Below are 21,517 nucleotides of genomic sequence, written 5' to 3'. Positions count from 1 at the left end.
ATTGTAAAACCAGCTCAAATGCTGGTTTTACCTTTATCGGTTCGTCTCTAAGGTCTGGCTTTTGGAAGCTGAACGGAGGGGCGAGCTTTGATTCTGTGTCCGTTTTCCGTTAGTCACAAACTTGTTGCTAAAAGAAGTAGATGACGGTGTCTTCCTGCGTGCCAATCCAACCGTGAATCGAGAGCCTGGCAGCTTGGATAGTGCCCAGCTAATGCCAAGAGCAGTGATTACAGTGACAGCAAATGAGATGATTGTTACAGGCAGATGCCACCCGCTAAGCAGTAACGGTCTGGTCATATATGCGATGGCATAAATCACCATGGTATGAACCAGATAACCGCCAAAGGAATAGCGCCCAATCCAGGCGAGCAGACGCTGAAACCACAGGTTTTTGCCATTCAACAGAACAAGGAAACCATAGAACATGAACATCTGAGCCATAATACTGATGAACGTACTGGGTTTTAGGTAAGTTGAAATATTCAGGTTCATGGTATCTTCCGACCCGCGCAGCACATCGTATCCCATCCAGATGTACATCATGATAAAAACGGCAATGGTGCAAGGGAGGATCTTCACAGTCCAGTTCCTCCAGTTTTCCACCGTCCAGGCGCATACCGCCCCAAGTAAAAAGTAAAACCAATACATAACCCATGAGTATGAACGGTATTCCAGCAGGCTCGACCATGGCTCTGACAACACTTGTGTCCAGCTATACATATCGTAATATGACCATTTCATGAGACCGATATAGAGTATGGCTGCAACGATTATGACCACTAACATGACTTGCTTCTGAGTCAAACGCTTGAGGTTCTCCAGCCGTTTACGAACAGCGTGAGCCGCTGCGAGAAACAACGGAAACAGAATATAAAACTGGAATACCATCAGCACAAACCAGAGGTGATATCCTGTCTGTGGCAAGAACAGTTCATCCATAAAGCTCCTCAGATCCGGCATACCGGAAGTCCAGAACGCAGGGGTAAATACACGCACAGCTAACCAGTAGATGAGTGTCCATATGAAGAAGGGCATATAGATATCACCAAACCGCTTCCCGATAAAGCGGGGATAATCCGGTTTTGAATGGCGATGGTGGTAGAATAACAGCACCCCTGATAAAAATACAAAGGTGGGTGTACCAAACCTGGTCAGGTGATAAATCATCGTCAGCATGACAGAGTCGGGCTGCTCAATGTCTGGCCGATAGATGTATTCAGCAATGTTATGCTGCATGACGATGGCCAGAAAAGCTAACCCGCGAAGCTCGGTCCATTCGGCTATTTTCGGTTTTTTCATTTGCATTCCTCCCTTAGGTAGCCAGGGTCATCATATAAGACTACCCTCCAAACATTAACGCCGCATTAAATGGCGAAAAAAGGGATAGCCTAGGCCATCCCTTTGCTAAATATTATACGATAGTCACTGGCTGGATTCACCAGATGCTGGGCTATCGTAAGTCGCGTTATCTTCTTTGAATAACTTTTGAATATAAGCTTGAAGCTTGGGCACATTTACGCCTAATACCTGAGCGGCCCCAGCTCGTTCGTTCGTCAGCAATTTATTCGGCGGAATCTGTTGCTGATCGATTTCATTCACACGAATATCAAAACCTAGTGAAGCAAGCTTCAACATTTGGGTTGGATTCAGATCTGTTTTGATATAAGGGGCAACGGCTTCCAGCATATCAGGAATTTTGAAGAGCGAAGTGGTGCTTTGCATCTTCTTCGCAAGTTCGGTCATAAAGATGCGCTGACGCTGTGTACGTGTGAAGTCGGAGGTCGCATCATGCCTGAATCGCACATACTGGAGGGCAGTCTTGCCATCCATATGCTGTAGCCCTTTTTTTAAATCGATGTCATACATATGTTTATCAGCTTTGCTTGTGTAGTACATGTCTTTCTCTACATCAATATCAATACCGTCCAGTGCATCAACGAGAGCCATGAAGCCTTTTGGAAACGGGATCAATGGATGCTACCATCACCGAGTCTGAACGTCCAGCGTCATCCCCTCTGGAGTCACCACCAAGCAGTAAAATATTGACTCTCTCCTGACCGTCCCACTTCGGAATGACAACTGAGGGGGTGTCGGAGCTTGGCTTGTTGTTTGAATCACTGCTCGAAGTGGACGAGGCACTGGACGCAGTCGAGATGCTATTGGCAAAATGAACGATTGAATATCCGTAGTAGACAATGACTCCTGTTACAGCAAGTGCCAAGGTCAGGGCTGTTCCCCATAACCATTTTTTAAGCATAATCTTCACCTTTCTATGTATAAACTGATAGATACCCAAACTAGTTTAACAAAAAGAAAGAAAAATGTCCTTCTTAACTCCGAAAATACGTAAAAACACACTATTTTTTTACGAATTGTTTGTATTGGGAGGTTTTCACCCTCATTATAGAAATTTTCGGATTTCGAAACCTCTCATAGTAGTGAACATCTATGGATTGATTTCAGTGAAGGCACTATATCATATCTATATTCTCATTTCGTTGTTAAATGAAATTTGATGAAAACCGGATAGCATATATTCATTCGAACATCGTCTATGTCGATATATTATACAGATGTATTAGTTTATTGGGCCAAGTTGAGGAGTGGGAAGATGGGGAAAGTGCGGGGGAAAGCATTGGGAAAAATGAAATTTACGATTCGCGGCAAGTTATTGACTGGTTTTTTGATTGTTTTGGCTTTACTGATCTTTGTTAGTGTGTACACGTTGACACAAGTTTTTACAATGGCAGACCGGTCCAGACAGATTGATCAGACATGGATGCCAAGTGTAACATTGCTTGGAATCATGAACGGCGATATTTCGGATGTGGAGAGACTGGGACTAGCCATCATTGTTGAACAGAACCCAAGTGAAACGGAGAAGCTGAATGAAGCCTTGAAGGTACTGCTTGAAAAGATTGAAGGTGAGCGTAAACAGTTGCTTACCTTAATCAAAGGAAATGCAGAAGCTGAGAAACTGTATGAGCAGTTTTCGACGAATTATGATTCTTATTTGCAAAAAATGCCAGAATTCATTGAATATGGTCTGAAAAATGATTATTCTACGTCCAGCATGTTACATACAGCAGCTTATCCAATGTGGTACACTGCCAATGATCTGATTACTCAGTTAATTAATCTTGGCAATGTTGGGGCCAAAGAAATCTCTGCCGAATCTGTCAAGCTTGCTGAGAATGCTTTTAGGATCATTCTAGGTGTAGCAATCGTTGCAACGCTTCTATCCTTATTCATTGCGCTATTTATCGCAAGTATGATCTCACGTCCGATCCGGAAAATGACAGATGCCGCTACAGCGATTGCCGATGGTGATCTGACGGGTGAGATGATCGTACTTAAAAACAGGGATGAATTAGGTCTATTGGCAACGTCTTTTAATACAATGACTCAAAATCTGCGTTCGATGATTCAATCTGTATCGGAAACATCGGAGCAAGTTGCGGCTTCATCGGAAGAACTTCTCGCGAGTGCAGAGCAAAACGCAAAAGCTTCGGAGCAAATTACCGAAACGGTGGAAGAATTGTCTGTAGGAACAACAAATCAGGTTGATATCGTGAATCGTTCTTCACAGGCGATGAATGAGATGGCGTTAGGCTCCGAACAGATTGCCGAACTGGCTCAAAGCGTATCCGTATCCGCTGTGGACGCGGCGAATCAGTCGTCGGAAGGGAACAAGATTATTCAGCAAGCGGTGGATCAGATGGGATCGGTTCGTAACTCTATTGCATCCTTGAGAGAACTGGTTACAGGACTCGGAGAACGTTCTGCCGAGATTGGCACGATCACTGAAGTAATCAATAATATTGCCCGGCAAACCAATCTGCTGGCCTTGAATGCTGCAATTGAAGCTGCACGTGCAGGGGAGCATGGCAGAGGTTTTGCCGTGGTTGCGGGAGAGGTTCGCAAGCTGGCAGAAGAATCCTCAGCTTCAGCACAGCAGATCACACAGATTGTGCAATTGATTCAGCAGGATACCGATCATGCTGTACAGGCAGTGAAAGTAAACAGTAATGAAACAGAAGCCGGCATTGAGCTGGTTGCTGCAGCAGGACAAGCATTCGGACAGATCTCGACCGCTGCCAACAAGGTAGCCGGAGAGATTGAAGAAGTATCCGCAGGCTCTGAGGAGATGTCTGCTAGTACGAATGAGGTTGTGAGTTATGTGAATCAAATCTCCAATATTGCTGGTGAGGCATCCGGTGCTGTTCATAACGTATCTGCTGCAACACAAGAGCAACTGGCATCAATGGAAGAGATTGCTTCCTCGGCAGGATTGTTATCCAAGATGGCAGAGGATTTGCAAGGACAAGTTAACAAATTCAAAGTATAGATTCCAATGCAGGGAATGAAAAAGCTGTTTCTTCCGGTGATAACCGAAGAAGAAACAGCTTTTTTGTCATATTACGCTAATCAGGTCACAACAATGTTATTCCAGAAGTCACCAATGTTGATATTTCAAGTCAAACAAAAGACTATAATGGTAATTAATGGTGGAAAATACATTGAGTTACCACCATAGAGAGGAGCGAGGTCACTCAGAAAATGGGGAAGCATTCATCTGGAACTTTCGAGAAAAGGAGATGAACAGGATTGATGAAAGGGCGCTGGTGGAGACGCATTGCGATGGTAACGTTATCAGCAGGACTTCTCGCAGGGAGCTTTTCTATGAATACAGGATTACGTCAGGCGGATGCGGCCGCTGGAGATCATAACTATGCTGAAGCACTTCAGAAGGCTATTTACTTCTATGAGGCACAACGCTCAGGCCCGTTACCTGCCAATAATCGAGTTGAATGGCGCGGTGACTCGGGAATGCAAGATGGGGCTGATGTCGGTGTGGATCTGACCGGTGGATGGTATGATGCCGGAGATCATGTGAAATTTGGTTTTCCAATGGCAGCATCAGCAACGATGTTAGCCTGGTCAGTAGTCGAGTATGGCGATGGCTATGAGCAAGCTGGACAATTGGAGGAGATTAAGGACAATATTCGGTGGGCAACCGACTATTTTATGAAAGCGCATACGAAGCCAAACGAATTATGGGGACAAGTCGGAGGGGGAAACATCGACCATGCCTGGTGGGGACCAGCAGAGGTGATGCAGATGAACCGGCCTTCGTTCAAGATCGATGCTTCCTGTCCGGGAAGTGATCTTGCGGCTGAAACAGCTGCTGCACTGGCTGCTTCTTCCATCGTATTTGCAGATGATGACCCGGCATACTCGGCAAAAATGCTTAAGCATGCGAAAGAACTGTACAACTTTGCAGATACATATCGGGGAAAATACACCGATTGTATTACCGATGCTGCGGCATTTTATAACTCGTGGACAGGATATGAAGATGAGCTTGCATGGGGCGGAGCGTGGCTATATTTAGCCACTAATGATAACGCTTACTTGTCCAAGGCGCTTGCAGCTGCAGACCGGTGGTCTACAAGTGGTGGTTCAGCGAACTGGCCTTATACCTGGACACAGGGGTGGGATAGTAAACATTACGGTGCCCAGATTCTGCTTGCCCGGATCACATCCCGTCTGAATATGCCTGAAGCAACCAAATTCATTCAATCGACAGAGCGAAATTTGGATTACTGGACGGTAGGTACGAATGGAGGGCGTGTGACTTACACCCCAGGTGGTCTTGCCTGGCTGGATCAGTGGGGATCACTCCGATATACGGCAAATGCAGCATTCATTGCATTCGTGTACTCGGATTGGGTCAGTGACCCGGTGAAAAAATCCAGGTATCAGAATTTTGCGACTTCACAGATGAATTACATCTTAGGGGATAACCCTCGTCAGAGCAGTTACGTTGTCGGATACGGAAAAAATCCGCCACAGCATCCACATCATCGTACAGCTCATAGTTCATGGATGAACAACGAAGATATTCCGGCGAATCACCGTCATATTTTGTACGGCGCCATGGTGGGAGGACCGAATGCGTCGGATCAATATACGGATGATATCTCGGATTATGTGAGCAATGAGGTGGCGACGGATTACAACGCAGGCTTCACGGGCGCACTTGCCAAGATGAATCTGTTGTATGGACAGAACCATCAACCTCTTGCGAATTTCCCTGCTCCTGAAGTGAAAGGTGACGAGTACTTTGTAGAAGCTGCTGTTCGGTCATCAGGCTCCAATTTTACGGAAATTCGTGCATTGCTTAACAACCGTTCAGGCTGGCCTGCACGGATGGGAGATCAGCTTTCCTTCAAATATTTCCTGGATTTGAGCGAGGTATACGCTGCGGGACGCACCGTATCGGATGTGCAGGTTACGGTATCTTCTTCTGAAGGTGCAACCGTATCCCAACCTGTCGTCGTGGATGCCGCCAAACGGATCTATGCGATTACGGTAAACTTCAGCAATACCAAAATCTACCCAGGCGGGGAGGGGAATTACCGCAAAGAGGTTCAGTTCCGGATTACAGGACCACAAGGTGCATGGAATGCGGCTAACGATCCTTCCTACCAGAATCTGACGACAGGCACTCCGGTAAAAAGTGTACACATTCCCGTATATGACGCTGGAGTGAAGGTATATGGACAGGAGCCGGGTGTTACACCGGTGACCATCCCAGCTGTACCTGCGGGTGTGCAAGCTTCACCGGGCAATAATCAGGTCACGTTGAACTGGGCTGCTTCTGCAGGGGCTGTATCGTATACAGTGAAACGTGCGGGAGTTAGCGGAGGCCCTTACACAACCGTCGCAACAGGTGTCACCGGGTTAACTTACACCAACACGGGATTGACGAATGGCCAAACGTATTATTACGTGGTGACCGCTGTTAATACAGCTGGGGAGTCTGCAGCTTCTGTGCAGGTAGCCGGTGCACCAGAGGCAGCTTCGAACGTACCAGGTGCGCTAACGTTAAGTGGAACAGCTGGTAATAACCAAAATGTGCTGTCATGGACAGCGGCATCAGGGGCTGCGAGCTATAAGGTACAGCGGGCTGTTGCAAGTGGTGCGTTCGCGGATGTGGTCACTGGATTAACGGTTTTAAGTTACACGGACACGACAGCGCTTAATGGAACTTCTTACAGTTACCGGGTGATTGCTGTGAATGCTAGTGGGCAGACATTATCTAACGTGGTCGCGCTGACACCTTCTGGTCCCCCTGTTTCGACAGGTACACTTGAAGTGCAGTATCGAAGCGGAGGAACCGGAAATTCCAGCAATGCGGCAACTCCTCAGTTTAACGTGAAGAACACGGGCACACAGGCAATCGATCTCAGTACGGTGAAAATCAGGTATTACTTTACTAAAGACGGCACGGAGGATCTGACCTTCTGGTGTGATTACGCTGTGGTGGGTACAGCCAATGTGCAGGGCAAGTTCGTGACTGTGAATCCGGCAAAAGGAACGGCTGATACGTATTTGGAGATCGGTTTTACCTCTGGAGCGGGCAGTTTGGCTGCCGGAGCGGAGACGGGTGTGATCCAGGGACGTTTTTCAAAAAACAACTGGAGTAACTTCGATCAGAGCAATGACTACTCCTATGATGGTTCCAAGACTGCTTTTGCTGCATGGAACAAAGTGACAGCGTATCAAGGCAATACCCACGTATGGGGTCTGGAGCCATAAGGTGAAAGGCAAGGTTGAAGTTCAGGAAGGCAACCATCTCAAGGTTTACAAGACAAATATCAGCATGGGCAGACCAGCAGCATTAATATTGAATTTCTACTATTCCAGGGAGGTAATATATTCATGTTGAAAACAGCTGCAAAAAAGAGTTTAACTGCCATGCTGGCGGGAACCGTCATGCTGACGGGATACACGGGACTCTGGGAAGGCCCTCAGGCAGCGCATGCTGCCGATCAGGCGATTGAGATTCAGGCCGATGGCGTGAATGAAGCACGCTTCTTACAATTATACGGGCAATTGAAAGATCCGGCGAACGGATACTTTTCTCCGGAAGGCATTCCATATCACTCCATTGAAACACTGCTGAGTGAAGCCCCGGATTATGGGCATATGTCTACATCGGAGGCGTACAGTTACTGGTTATGGCTAGAGACGATGTACGGCCACTACACGGGAGATTGGTCCAAACTTGAAGCGGCCTGGGACAACATGGAGAAGTACATTATTCCGGTCAATGAAGGGGATGGCAAGGAAGAACAGCCAACCATGAGCTTCTATAATCCAAACAGTCCTGCAACATATGCAGCCGAAAAGCCGTTCCCTGACCAGTATCCGTCTAACCTCAATGGTCAATATGCGGCAGGGAAAGACCCACTGGATGCCGAGCTTAAGGCAACCTATGGTAATAACCAGACGTATCTGATGCACTGGCTTATTGACGTGGATGACTGGTATGGATACGGAAATCTGCTGAATCCTTCCCATACGAGTACGTATGTGAATACGTTCCAGCGGGGAGAGCAGGAGTCTGTGTGGGAGGCTGTTCCTCATCCATCTCAAGATAATAAATCATTTGGTAAAGCAGGCGAAGGTTTCATGAGTCTGTTTACGAAGGAAACTCAGGCACCATCAGCACAGTGGCGTTATACCAACGCAACGGATGCGGATGCACGCGCGGTTCAGGTTCTGTATTGGGCAAAGGAAATGGGTTATAACAATACAGAATATCTGGATAAGGCCAAGAAGATGGGAGACTATCTGCGGTATGGTATGTACGACAAGTACTTCCAGAAGGTCGGAAGTGCGAAGAATGGTACACCAACTCCAGGTACAGGCAAAGATTCCAACATGTATCTCATGGCTTGGTACACGTCATGGGGCGGTGGTTTGGGTCAAGGTGGGGACTGGGCATGGCGTATTGGAGCGAGCCATACCCACCAAGCTTATCAAAACCCGGTTGCAGCATATGCCTTGTCTGATCCGGCAGGTGGCTTGATTCCGGAATCACCTACAGCCAAAGCGGATTGGAATGCCACGTTGAAACGTCAGCTCGAGTTCTACACTTGGCTACAGTCCCATGAAGGAGCTGTTGCCGGTGGAGCAACCAACAGCATTGGTGGTTCATACTCGGCTTATCCGGCAGGTGTCAGCACATTCTATGACATGGCCTATCAGGAAGCGCCAGTGTACCGTGACCCGGATTCCAACACATGGTTTGGATTCCAGGCATGGCCGCTGGAACGTGTAGCGGAGATGTATTATATTCTCGCGGAGAGCGGTGATCTGACTTCTGAGAATTTCAAAATGGCCAAACAGGTCATTACGAAATGGGTTGACTGGACGAAAGATTATGTATTTGCTGGTGAGCGCCCTGTAACGGATGCTCAAGGCTACTATTTAAATGCAGCTGGACAGCGTATTCTCGGTGGAAAAAATGTTCAGGTAGCGACAACTTCGGCTCCAGGTGAATTCTGGATTCCAGGTGGTCAGGAATGGCAGGGACAGCCGGATAAATGGAATGGGTTCAGCGCGTATACAAATAATCCAAACTTCCATGCGGTGACCAAAGATCCGGTGCAGGATACAGGGGTACTGGGAAGTTATATCAAGGCGTTGACGTTCTTTGCTGCTGGGACTGAGGCAGAGAATGGTACGCTGAGTGTGAAAGGTCAGGAAGCCAAAGACTTGGCTCAGACATTGCTTGATACAGCTTGGGATTACAATGATGGTGTAGGTATCGTGACGGAAGAGGAGCGTAAAGATTACTTCCGTTACTTCTCCAAAGAGATTTATCTTCCGGCAAACTGGTCGGGTACCTTCGGTCAAGGGAATACAATCCCGGGTACTGCAGGCGTACCTTCCGATCCAGCGAAAGGCGGAAACGGCGTGTACATCGGGTACTCCGATCTGCGTCCAGCGATCAAGCAAGATCCGGCTTGGGCATATCTGGATAACAAGTACAAAACATCTTACAACCCAACGACGAAGCAGTGGGAAAATGGTGCACCTAAATTTACGTATCACCGTTTCTGGTCACAAGTTGATATGGCTACCGCTTATGGAGAGTTCGATCGTCTCCTCGGTGACAGTGCTACGCCAGGAGTCGAAGCACCTGCCGTTCCTGCGGGTGTAACAGCTACCGGCGGTGACAAACAAGTTGTTCTGAGCTGGACTGCTGCGGCGAGAGCAGCCTCTTACACGGTGAAACGCGCAGAAGTGAATGGTGGCCCATATACTTCTGTAGCGACTGGCGTTAGCGGTTCTACCTTTACAGATACCGGATTGACGAATGGAAAAGCGTATTATTACGTCATTACCGCTGTAAACAGTGCTGGCGAGTCAGGACCATCTGCACAGGTTACGGCAACACCGCAAGCGGGGGTGGCTGTACCAGGAGCCTTCACCCTGAGTGGAACAGCCGGGGATGCAAAAGCTGTACTGAACTGGACAGCTTCAACTGGAGCGGCAACCTATACCGTCCAGCGCTCGACGGGCACGGGGGCTTATGCCAATCTTGCTACAGGTTTGACGGCTATGACGTATACGGATGCAACAGCAGCGAATGGGACGGCTTATAATTACAGAGTGGTGGCCATCAACGCCGATGGACAGAGGAACTCCAATGTGATTGTTTTGACACCGATGGCTGCTCCGATTTCAACCGGAACACTCGAAGTGCATTATCGCAATGGAGGATCAGGTGCTTCGGGCAATTCCCTTACACCGCAATTCAATGTGAAGAATACAGGTACAACGGCTGTTGATCTGAGCAAAGTGAAGCTTCGTTATTACTTTACGAAGGACAGTGCCGCTGATTTGAGCTTCTGGTGTGACTATGCACAGGTTGGCAGTGCCAATGTACAGGGGGAATTTGTAGCTGTGCAGCCGGCAAAAGGTACGGCGGATACGTATCTGGAGATCAGCTTTACTGCTGGTGCAGGTAGCCTCGCGGCAGGTGCTGAGACAGGAATCATTCAGACACGTACCTCCAAAAATAACTGGACGAATTTTGATCAATCGAATGATTACTCCTTCGACGCTACCCAAACGGCATTTGGCGCTTCGACTAAAGTGACTGCGTATCAGGATGGCGTGAAGGTATGGGGAATGGAGCCATAATCGAATCGGCAAGCGAGGAATGAATGATAAGGGCTGGTTTCAGGAATTGGTGCCGGGAACAAAACGTCCAATCTATCATTCAAACGTGCTGTTGATTTATATTACCAGTGAAATGCCGGGGAGAAATCCCCGGTTTTTTCTTGCTTTTTAATCCATTTATATCTATTTATTCTCATTTGTGAATGAGGTATTCCAGATTGAAGTGGAATGAAACGTAGTAATGTTTTCCAATTACATAAAAATAAATATTAAAATCTAGTGCATAGGTTGCATATGCGAAGAGACAGCAGTCTGTCTGACCAAAACGTGGAAAACGAAGGATATCAATTGGTTACAATAATTTAACCTTTGATTCTGTGGGGAGTATGCTCTATTTTTCCAGTGAAAGAACGTTTTCCCTGATGCTTAGTGCTCAAGCTTGTCCAAAGCCTTGCAGGACTTTGGACTGATGAACGTTATGGAATGCCCGTTTACAATAAGGCGAGCCAGGAAGATGTGTTCTTGGTTAAAATTCTGTAATATCCGGAGGGACACGACATCATGAACTGGAAGAATACCATTGTTACGGCAAGTGTAACAGCAGCTATGCTGATGGGAAGCCTAACAACGGCAGCGCTCACAGGACAGGTATCCGCAGCAGCATCAGATCAATCCCAAGTAGAAGTCATCAAGGGGGTAAACCTTCGAACCTCACCAACATCATCTGGCAAAGTTATTCGTATGCTTTCCAAAGGTGAAACGTTAACCGTGCTTCAGCAATCCGGCTCGTATTGGTATCAGATTAAAGATTCCGCTAATCGGACAGGCTACATATCGTCTTCATCCAAATATACACAAGCACTAAATGATAGACCGGCAACAGGCAACACGGGCACGACTAACGGTTCTAACAGCAATGGTTCCAATCAAGGTTCTACAGAAAAGGGAAGTGCAGCAGTAGAGAAGGTTATCGCTGCTGGCATGAAGTTCATGGGGACTCCTTATAAATTTGGATCGGATCGTGACAGTACAGCAACCTTTGATTGTTCCAGCTTTGTACGGCGAGCTTTTCTCAATGGACTGGGCGTTACACTCCCGGCTGACTCACGTCAACAAGGAGATTATGTGAAGGGAAAAGGCACAGTCACAACGAATTGGAAAAACTTGAAACGTGGTGATCTGATGTACTTTATGTCGTACAAAGGTACGTCTGCATCAGCCTACAATGGCATAAATAAATCACGTGCGACGATTACACATACCGGTATTTATATGGGTGATGGTAAAATATTGCATACATACTCCAACGCTGGCGGCGGTGTGACGATCAGTGATATTGCCGGAAAACATTGGGAAAATCGCTTCCTGTTTGGCGGCAGTGCATTGTAAGCACAAATGTAACAGCCAAACGGAATTTAGCTGAATATAGTGGACTTATAAAAACACCTTTCATTGGCGATGAGTAAGAGCGAATGAAAGGTGTTTTTATGTTTTTTATACTGCGGCTATTCCATCGTGATAGAACAATCGGAACAAAATGTCTTGGTTGTAGTTGCCGAACCCCTCACCATACAGCGTCATCCCGCCCACATGCCTGGCATCTTCCTCTACAGAAAGGCGCAACGTCCACTGATTACGTTCTACTGGAATATCAGCAAGGGTGATGCTCGACAGATGCTGCCCATCGATAAACGTACCTTCATGGGTTATACGTAACACTTTGAGCATGCCATACTGATTAACGATATCACTCCACCAGTCAGGCGTGAATATGCCGCGTCCATTACCGGAATCTCCTGGGCTAGTCCATTCGCCCAAACGAATGCCGTTCAGAGTGAACGTAATATCAGAAGGCCAATTTGGATTAACGGAAGGGGCTTCTGATCCGATCTCAAGTGACAATTCAATGGCGTCAATCTGTTGTCCGGTTAACATATAGTTTGGGATTTTATACTCGACAAATCCACGTCCCATCCACAAAATATGAGCATGCATCCGATCTGGATCCAGGAAATAACGGGGATCGTCATACTGCCCAATGACATGGTCCGATGTGGCTAAACCGCATGTAGGATATACGTCAAAATGCGTGTAGTGACCAACAGGGATGGAAACCTCGTGAAACTTGCGGGATATTCCTGTGTCTTGAGGCATGGAGATGCCAATCCAGTCTACAGCCAAGCTGTTCATTTTATGGGTACCGCCGTCCTTGCGAACCATTTTGGATTGAATAATGCCTACATCTTGAAGCTTGCGGACATGCATGGTGACGATTGCGCTGCTCAGGCCGAGCGAAGCTGCAAGGTCTTTCACATTCATCGGTGTTTCAGCGACAAGGCGGATAATCTGCAGACGAACCTCGCTTGCAAGTGCTTCATATAAAGGTAGCCATTCGGCATCGGTATTTGCTCTAATCACAGGTGTTCCTCCAATTTTCATGTATAGAATTAAGTTAAACATAAATTCAGCCAAATGAATAACATTTTTCGAATTTCGGGTTGAAATATGTGTTGTTATCGATTTTAATATAAATATGAACGTTGATCCATAGAATATCAATTAATTTTTATATTAATCTTAGGGAGATGAGATCATTCATGGAAAAGGCGAAAATGACGGTAGATAAAGATTTTACGATTGGTGAAGTGGATAAGCGTTTGTATGGATCATTTATTGAGCATCTGGGACGGGCTGTATATGGCGGAATTTATGAGCCAGGGCATGCTTCAGCCGATGAGCAGGGGTTCCGTACAGATGTAATGGAGATGGTGAAGGAGCTGCAAGTACCGATTGTGCGTTATCCTGGTGGTAACTTTGTATCCGGTTACAATTGGGAGGACAGTGTTGGGCCTGTCTCCGAGCGAAAGCGCAGACTGGAACTGGCATGGAGAACAGTTGAAACGAATGAATTTGGTTTTAACGAATTCGTGGATTGGGCTAAGCAAGCGAACTCCGAAGTAATGATGGCGGTTAACCTGGGAACACGCGGGGCGGATGCTGCTCGTAATATCGTGGAGTACAGCAACCATCCGGAAGGTTCGTATTACAGTGATCTTCGGATCAAACATGGATACAAGCAGCCGCACGGCATCAAAACATGGTGTCTGGGCAACGAAATGGATGGGCCTTGGCAGATCGGTCACAAGACCGCAGAAGAATACGGACGTACAGCCGTAGAGGCAGCTAAAGTGATGAAGTGGACTGATCCAACGATTGAACTGGTCGCTTGCGGAAGCTCCCATCTGGGCATGCCGTCGTTCCCGGACTGGGAAGCAACGGTTCTGGATCATACGTACGATCATGTAGAGTATCTGTCCCTACACCAGTATTACGGTAATCCGGAGAATGATACGCCGACGTTCCTGGCACGCTCACTGGAGATGGATCGTTTTATTGACACGGTGAAAGCAACTTGTGATTATATCAAAGCGAAGAAACGCAGCAAAAAGACGATGTATCTGTCCTTTGATGAGTGGAACGTGTGGTATCACTCCCATGAAAATGATTCCAAGATGGACCCTTGGCAGATTGCTCCACCACAGCTGGAGGACATCTATAATCACGAAGATGCACTGCTGGTAGGATGTATGCTGATCAGTATGCTCAAACATGCGGATCGGGTCAAAATGGCATGTCTGGCTCAACTCGTCAACGTCATTGCTCCGATTATGACCGAGACGGGCGGAGCATCATGGAGACAAACGATCTTCTATCCGTTTATGCATGCGTCTGTATTTGGCCGTGGTATGGCACTTGTACCTTTGATTCAGTCACCGAAATATGACACGAAACAAATTACGGATGTTCCTTATTTGGAAGCCATAGCGGTGCATGATGAGGAACAGGGTGAAGTGACCGTATTCGCGGTTAACCGTCACTTGCAAGAGTCATTGCCGCTTGAAGTGGATTTGCGCAGCTTTGGCAAATGCAGCCTGATCGAGCATATCGTTCTGGAAGCGGATGATCTTAAAGCGGTCAACACCGCTACACAGCCTAATAATGTTGTTCCACACAATCGCGGTGGAGCGTCCGTATCCGATACACTCATCAGCGCAAGTCTGGCGAAGGCTTCATGGAACGTGATTCGTTTGAAAGTGCAGTAAAAGGTTAGCAAGGGATTGAGCTGAGGACACTTCAATGTGCTGAGTGTGTGACTGATAAGGTAGAAGTGTGATAAGGCTGATGTGTGGTAAGGCCAAAGTATAATGAAAAACGGGATGCGAATATTCGCATTCCGTTTTTTTGCCTCGACGCATTAAAGTAACAACTGTTGCCCAGGACTAGAACTACCTCCGCTCACACCCGCCCTTCAAAACTCAAAGCTTTCGCCATCCTGTGGAATGAGCACGTTACCTTCCAACTGCTCTTTTGCCAGATAGGCGGCAAGGTCAGCGCGTGTTGTCATGCAGTGATTGATGGCTTCCATGTGCACAGCGATGAGGTGAGCAGAAGGCGCAGCACGTCTCACAGCAGCCACGTCCGGCCCGTCCATGGTGATGGGATCACCTTGCAAGAAGCGAGCGCCTCCAGCATTTACAACAATGACCTCTGGTTTGTATTGTTCAATGGCCGCAGCAGGCTCCTCACACCAGATCGTATCTCCGGCAATGTAGGTGACAGGTTCTCCATCCGCTTCAAGCACAAAGCCGGACACATTCCCCATACGTTTTCCAATCTCACCTGTACCGTGCTGACCCGAAGTGCGAGCAAATCGTACGGAATGATGCTCATGCTTTGCATCAACAGGCGTCACGTCCGTGAATCCGGCTTTGATGAAAATAGGTTCGTCCCCTGGCTGACACAACAATGGGATATCCTTGTTTAGCTGGCTCGCGGCAGCTTCATCCCAATGGTCGGCATGCGTATGCGTCACAATCAACAGATCAGGATGCAGATAATCCGTTTCGGTTTCGGGAAGATCTACTCTGGGGTTACGTAATTCATTCGGTGTATTCTGAAAAGCAGGCATGCTCTCGGCATCCATCAGCATCGGATCAACCAGAATGTTCAAACCGCCGTATTCCAGCCACAGTGTGGCATGACGAATCAATTGGATTTTCATTTTATTTGCACTCCTCTATGTTCTCTCCTAGTATTATCCTATATGTTATACAACCCGATTCACGTCGTACATAACACGCTGAATGAAATTCGGCTCGACTATTTTCAAGGTGAAAGGAATGCTGAACACGCATGAACGAAACGATAGATGCCACAGATATACGTATTTTGCAGATTCTGATTCGGGATGCCAAGCGTTCGAACAAGGAGATCGGAGAGGAAGTGCATCTTACAGGACAAGCGGTTGGGGCGAGAATTCGCAAGCTGCAGGATCTGGGAGTCATTGAAGGGTATACGGTAAAATGGAACCCCGACCGTCTCGGCCTTGGCCTGCAGGCATTTGTCACAGTATATCTGAACTCTGGCGACAGACATGCCGCCTTTCGTACATTTGTGGCAGCCCGTGAGGACATCGTTGAAGTCCACCGGGTAAGCGGAGAGGGCTGTTACCTGATGCAGGTGCAGACAGGAACCACAGAGCAGCTTGGTGAACTGCTGGAGGCTTTACTGCCTCTAGGTAATTATAGAGTAAACCTCTCTATTGGAGTGGAGAAGTCGCGGTACTAAGAGGATAGGTTTCTCTCAAGCTTAAGATATACAGGAGGCTGGAAGAAACGCGAAAAGGCATTAACCTCAGGCTAGCTTAGTAACTTTTTCTGCAAGCCAGATCATTCAGACCTTATTCAGCATCATGACCCGAAATCATGAGACCAGCTCAGTCCGGGTCAAACTCTTGATGTTCCTGTAGCGACTTTTGGAGAATGGACAAAGAGGACTGTAGCTCTTTTTTGCCAAACAGATGATCGGTATGGATATGAACTCGTGTGCCGTCTTTCAGAAACAAAGCGTACATGGGAGAGGCAGACAGTTGCCATTTGCTTCGAGCAGGGTTGGCAAGCTCAATCTTACGAATCTGATTCCAAGGAATATCGCGCTTTCCTGCGTGAAGGGAATGATTGTCCCATGAGACAAGTATCGACACGCGCTGAATGGATCGGGTCCAAAACATAAAGAAAAACGGCCCTACCATCCACATGCCGAGTACGGCGGCCATAGGATAATAGATTTTTTCCACACTCTCGGTCTGTCCCGCAACGATGACCCATAGGAGCAATACACATAAGACGAGGAACAGGAAGCATAGACTTCCTTTCCAGATGGCTGTCATGCGGCGATAGCGAATCTCCCCTTGCTGATGTTCAGATGTTGCAGGTAACATAGATTATTCCTCCTTCAAGTTCGAATCGATATGTAAAAATACCGCCTGCACCAGCAGAGCGGCCTGTATGACGTGTGAAGTTTATATTCATGTTTACGTGTTCTGACGGCATTTCAACCTAACTTACTCGACTGCTGCCCGGATTCGCGCGCATGCTGGTACAGATCCGCATAAATCCCTTGAGCCGCAACCAACTCCTGATGTGTTCCTTCCTCGACAATAATACCATGTTCCATGACGAGAATTCGATCGGCGTGCATAACCGTGGACAGACGGTGTGCAATGACAATCGTTGTTCTACCTTGCGATACGGACTCCAGTGCGTGTTGCACAAGCTGCTCAGTGTGTGAGTCCAGATTAGCTGTGGCTTCGTCCAGAATGAGAATCCGGGGCTGAAATACAACGATTCGTGCAAACGAGATTAGCTGTCGTTCCCCGGCAGATAACCCGCTCCCACGCTCTGACAGACGGGTATCATACCCTTGCGGTAAACGCTGAATCATTGCATCTGCTCCTACAAAACGGCATGCCTCCATGGCTTGCTCACGCGTAATATCCTCCCTAAACATTCTGACGTTATCGATAATCGTACCAGAGAAAAGGAAAGGCTCCTGTTGAATCAAGCCGACAATGCGGTGAAGTGAAGCTTGCGGAATGTGGCGAATGTCGGTTCCATCGATCTGAATGCTGCCCTGATTGACGTCATAGAACCGATTGAGCAGGGAGATTAGTGTGCTTTTGCCAGCTCCGGTTGTACCTACAATGCCAACCATCTCCCCCGGATATAGGTGCAGGTTCATATCCTGAATGATCGGCCGATCCGCCCGGTAACCAAAGGAAACATCGTTGAAATCAATCTGCCCCATAACCTGCCTTGGCTCCAGCAAGGACGCTTTGTCAGGTTCCGGATCATGCACTTCAGGTCGTGTGTTCAAAATGTTCCAGATCCGATCCATCGAAACTGTGGTCGACTGAAATGTGTTCCATTGCATCGTAATCTGGTTGATCGGTTGAAAAAACTGACGAATGTAGCTGATAAACGCATACAGCACCCCGACTTGTAAAGACTCGCCCAGCACGGCGCGACCGCCAAGCCACACCATCATCACCAGTGCAGCATTGCCGAGGATGTCAAACGTCCGGTTAAATATGACATTGGATCGAGCCTGGGTAATGTTTGCCTCCAGATGAAGGGCGTTCTGTTCTTTGAACCGTTTCTTCTGCTCTTCCTCCTGATGAAATGCTTGAATGAGGAACATGCCGGACAAGTTCTCCGCAGTAAACGCGATTAGACGGGAAAGGCGTGTGCGTGCATTCTGATAGGCGCTACGTAGTCTGCGGCGAAATAGGGCTGCAACAACAGCGATGACTGGAAGCACAATGAGCGAATAACTGGCGAGCATGGGATCAAGCTGAAACATGAAAAAGATAATGAGTACCAGCATCATGCCATCCCGGATCAGACTGAGCAGCACCTGGGTGAAGAAACTGCTGATCGTTTCTGTGTCGCTGGATACATTGGTCACCAGACTGCCGATATGGAAGCGGTCGAAGAAGGACATGGACATTTTGGAGATATGTCTGAACAAATCCTTGCGAATACGAGCGACGATGCTCTGACCGACATGTTGCAACAGATTATTTTGAATATAGGTAAAAATAAAACTGATCACAGCCAGCCCCAGAAAAACAGCCGCAAGCTGAACGAGAAACAAGGTGCTGGTTTGACCCACGGCCAGATGGTCATCGATGGCGATCTTCACCAGGTAGGGCTGCAACAAATCGGCTGATATGCCGAGCAGGGAGCAACAGAAAATACCGACAAACGCCCAGCGATGTGGTCTGGCATATCCCATCATAGCTTTAAACGAGGCGCGTTTGCTGTGATGTTCCTCAACCGCTGACTCCGATTTTATCGCCGCGTTGTCGGAATTAGTGCTATTGTCCGAATGATCGCTACGGTTAGAATTATGGTTATTGTGTTTGGAATTTGTATCCGCATCAGACATGATGTAAGCCCTCCTCCTGCAAACGATAGGTCGCCGCATACAGCCCTTTGGCAGCCATTAACTCCGCGTGTGTTCCCTGTTCAACAATCTGTCCCTCATCCAGCACAAGAATATCATCTGCATGACGGACTGCGCTGATGCGGTGAGAGATGATCAATGTAGTTTTGTCTTTGCCGATCTTGCGCAAGCTGCGAAGAATCCCCGTTTCAGTAACGGCATCTACAGCACTCATGCTATCATCCAGAATCAGCAATTGGGCCTGTTTGATCAGTCCGCGTGCCAGGCTGGTACGCTGCCGCTGTCCACCCGACAGCGTAAGTCCGCGTTCTCCAAGCAGGGTATCGAAACGATCAGGGAAACGCACAATATTTTCATAGATCATCGCTTGTTTGGCGCTGTCTTCTATGTCGTCCATAGGCGCCTCGCGGTTGCTGAATGCAATGTTGTCCCGAATCGTGGTGCTGAATAGAAATCCGTCCTGAGGCACATAAGCAATCCGGGATCTTAAACTATCCAGTGATAGCTCCCGTATGTCTATACCATTGATGAGAATGCTGCCTTCTGGCGGTTCATATGTACGCAGCAGCAGCTTGACCAGTGTGCTTTTGCCTGAACCTGTTTTACCGACAATCCCAACCGTGCGCCCCGCTTGAATCTGGAGCTGGATATTTTTTAGCGCGGGCGATGAGCTACCTGGATAATGGAACGTCAAATTTTGAATCGTAATCTCCTGCATGATGTGTAGTGTCTCCGCTTGAGGGATTTCCTGTACGTCAGGTTCTTCGCTAAGAAGATCATTCACTCTTTCGAGAGAGGCTCCCGAGCGCTGCATCGTATTAATGACATTACCAATCTGCTGAAGTGGCCCCATGATGATCCGCAGATATAAGGTCAGGGCGACAAAACTGCCCAGTGTAATGGAGTTTTGCATCGTGAGAATGCCACCAACCAGCAGGGAAACCACGAGAGAAAGTGCACCGAGCAAAGGAAGCGTAGCCTGAAAAAGAGAAGACAGACGTACCAGCCGCAGTTGCTTGTGTTTGATATCGTCAACGGTTGCCCCAAAACGGGTACGAGCGCTTTCCTCGATGGCAAATGTTTTGATCACGCGAATACCGCCGAGTTGTTCTTCCGCAGACTCTGTCATCGTGGCGAGCGCCTCTTGCACAGCACGGGAGCGCTTTCGAATCCGCGGGCCGAAGAAAACAACCAGAAACGGAATGGCGAGCAACGGCACAATGCTGATCAAGATCAGTGTCAGCGGTATGCCACTAAGCAGCATCATGACAACGCAGGACAGTAACAGAAAAAGGGCATTGGTCATCATTGTGACCCCATTGGATATGGCTTCGCGGACGGAAGTGACATCGTTCATAAAATAACTCAGCAGCTTGCCGTTACCCTGTTTGGAAAAATAGTGCTCGCTAAGCTCGGAAAACTTGCGGAATATGCGTTCGCGCGTCATAAATTCAAATCGCCGGCCCAGCTTCATAATCATGAACTGGCCGGTACCAAACAGCAGGTTGTATGCAATCGCAATGGCGAGCAGTGATAGACTGTAACGGATTACTGTTTGCATGTGGAGAGTGTTTTGCATTAATTGATCTGTAAAGCTGCCCAGAATACGTGGCAGAGAGGCCTGACCGACATTGGACGCAATGATCAAAAGAACAGCCAGGAGGTAAATGGGCCAGTTGGACAACACATAACCGCGAAGCAAACCTTTTTTGGACATAGGTGTGAGTTCTCCTTTGTTACGAAGTCAAGAAAAGGGCAGACACCTCATCTTAGCGTGTCATGCCCTCTTACTTTATGCGAACTTGTTTGTTATTTATCCGTCAACCGATGAATTGATCTAATTATATTTTCGCGCTAATGGGAGCAGATGTCAATGAAGCTTGCTCGTCATGGACGAGAGGGAAGTAAACGTTGTTGCAGGATGATATCACATCTGTCAGAACCGAAAGACATCGAGCCTGCAAATGCTGCGACAGAGAATCATGAGCCCATTTTTATGAGAGATATAGAGATGTGACGAGATATTTACGACATATTTATAAGGAGAAATACGAGCAAATTTAGAAAGAAAGCACGGTAAAAGAACACTCCAAGATGTGAACAGATATGCAAAGGGAAAATGACCGTGGTTCACGGTTTACATGGAGTTTTGCGAGCGTTACGTCAGTCTGGGATACGTAAGGGACACGGCAATTCATATGCATGGTGATGAAGTGTTATTCACCAA

General features: G+C 47.6%; 12 protein-coding genes and 1 pseudogene. 6 read left to right on the top strand and 7 right to left on the bottom strand.

Annotation, left to right across the window (positions count from 1 at the left end; all coding sequences use genetic code 11):
• Positions 1 to 33: 33 nt before the first annotated feature.
• Positions 34 to 1,299, bottom strand: coding sequence for an acyltransferase (locus tag ACR8BL_RS10790; protein ID WP_434752602.1), 1,266 nt, complete (start codon positions 1,297 to 1,299; stop codon positions 34 to 36).
• Between the two features lie 123 nt (positions 1,300 to 1,422).
• Positions 1,423 to 2,257: pseudogene (locus ACR8BL_RS10785) on the bottom strand (LCP family protein).
• A gap of 387 nt (positions 2,258 to 2,644) precedes the next feature.
• Between ACR8BL_RS10785 and ACR8BL_RS10780 the strand changes: the two are divergent.
• The 4 genes from ACR8BL_RS10780 to ACR8BL_RS10765 all read left to right on the top strand — a co-directional run bounded on the left by ACR8BL_RS10780 (position 2,645) and on the right by ACR8BL_RS10765 (position 12,372).
• A complete protein-coding gene (locus ACR8BL_RS10780) occupies positions 2,645 to 4,348 on the top strand; it encodes a methyl-accepting chemotaxis protein (RefSeq protein WP_434756723.1) in 1,704 nt (567 codons plus the stop codon).
• A 335-nt stretch (positions 4,349 to 4,683) separates the two neighbouring features.
• Positions 4,684 to 7,605 carry a glycoside hydrolase family 9 protein gene (locus ACR8BL_RS10775; RefSeq protein ID WP_434753083.1) on the top strand — a complete coding sequence of 974 codons (2,922 nt, stop codon included), beginning with the start codon at positions 4,684 to 4,686 and terminating at the stop codon, positions 7,603 to 7,605.
• A 123-nt stretch (positions 7,606 to 7,728) separates the two neighbouring features.
• The gene (locus ACR8BL_RS10770; RefSeq protein ID WP_434752601.1) at positions 7,729 to 11,004 is read left to right on the top strand and encodes a glycoside hydrolase family 48 protein; all 3,276 of its coding nucleotides are present in this window, start codon (positions 7,729 to 7,731) and stop codon (positions 11,002 to 11,004) included.
• A gap of 540 nt (positions 11,005 to 11,544) precedes the next feature.
• Complete coding sequence (locus ACR8BL_RS10765; protein WP_434758352.1) at positions 11,545 to 12,372, top strand: C40 family peptidase; 828 nt, start codon at positions 11,545 to 11,547, stop codon at positions 12,370 to 12,372.
• A 105-nt stretch (positions 12,373 to 12,477) separates the two neighbouring features.
• Here the strand turns inward: ACR8BL_RS10765 and ACR8BL_RS10760 are convergent, their stop codons facing one another.
• Positions 12,478 to 13,398 carry an ArsR/SmtB family transcription factor gene (locus ACR8BL_RS10760; protein ID WP_434753082.1) on the bottom strand — a complete coding sequence of 307 codons (921 nt, stop codon included), beginning with the start codon at positions 13,396 to 13,398 and terminating at the stop codon, positions 12,478 to 12,480.
• Between the two features lie 182 nt (positions 13,399 to 13,580).
• Between ACR8BL_RS10760 and ACR8BL_RS10755 the strand changes: the two genes are divergently transcribed.
• The gene (locus ACR8BL_RS10755) at positions 13,581 to 15,086 is read left to right on the top strand and encodes an alpha-N-arabinofuranosidase (protein WP_434756670.1); all 1,506 of its coding nucleotides are present in this window, start codon (positions 13,581 to 13,583) and stop codon (positions 15,084 to 15,086) included.
• Positions 15,087 to 15,292: 206 nt separating this feature from the next.
• Here the strand turns inward: ACR8BL_RS10755 and ACR8BL_RS10750 are convergent, their stop codons facing one another.
• Positions 15,293 to 16,045 (bottom strand): MBL fold metallo-hydrolase, encoded by a 753-nt coding sequence (locus ACR8BL_RS10750; protein ID WP_434752599.1) that lies wholly within the window; start codon positions 16,043 to 16,045, stop codon positions 15,293 to 15,295.
• 131 nt (positions 16,046 to 16,176) lie between these two features.
• Here ACR8BL_RS10750 and ACR8BL_RS10745 point away from each other — a divergent pair, with 131 nt between their 5' ends.
• A complete protein-coding gene (locus ACR8BL_RS10745; protein WP_434752598.1) occupies positions 16,177 to 16,611 on the top strand; it encodes an Lrp/AsnC family transcriptional regulator in 435 nt (144 codons plus the stop codon).
• A 148-nt stretch (positions 16,612 to 16,759) separates the two neighbouring features.
• Here ACR8BL_RS10745 and ACR8BL_RS10740 read toward each other — a convergent pair whose 3' ends face one another.
• The 3 genes from ACR8BL_RS10740 to ACR8BL_RS10730 all read right to left on the bottom strand — a co-directional run bounded on the left by ACR8BL_RS10740 (position 16,760) and on the right by ACR8BL_RS10730 (position 21,007).
• A complete protein-coding gene (locus ACR8BL_RS10740) occupies positions 16,760 to 17,263 on the bottom strand; it encodes a hypothetical protein (RefSeq protein ID WP_434752597.1) in 504 nt (167 codons plus the stop codon).
• 113 nt (positions 17,264 to 17,376) lie between these two features.
• A complete protein-coding gene (locus ACR8BL_RS10735; protein ID WP_434752596.1) occupies positions 17,377 to 19,272 on the bottom strand; it encodes an ABC transporter ATP-binding protein in 1,896 nt (631 codons plus the stop codon).
• Positions 19,265 to 21,007 (bottom strand): ABC transporter ATP-binding protein, encoded by a 1,743-nt coding sequence (locus ACR8BL_RS10730; RefSeq protein WP_434752595.1) that lies wholly within the window; start codon positions 21,005 to 21,007, stop codon positions 19,265 to 19,267. Before ACR8BL_RS10730 ends, ACR8BL_RS10735 begins: the two co-directional genes overlap by 8 nt.
• Between the last annotated feature and the right edge of the window lie 510 nt (positions 21,008 to 21,517).

Source organism: Paenibacillus amylolyticus (assembly GCF_051136285.1).
Lineage (GTDB): Bacteria > Bacillota > Bacilli > Paenibacillales > Paenibacillaceae > Paenibacillus > Paenibacillus amylolyticus_F.
The sequence above is the reverse complement of the archived record's forward strand: the minus strand, read 5'-3'. Positions and strand labels throughout refer to the sequence as shown.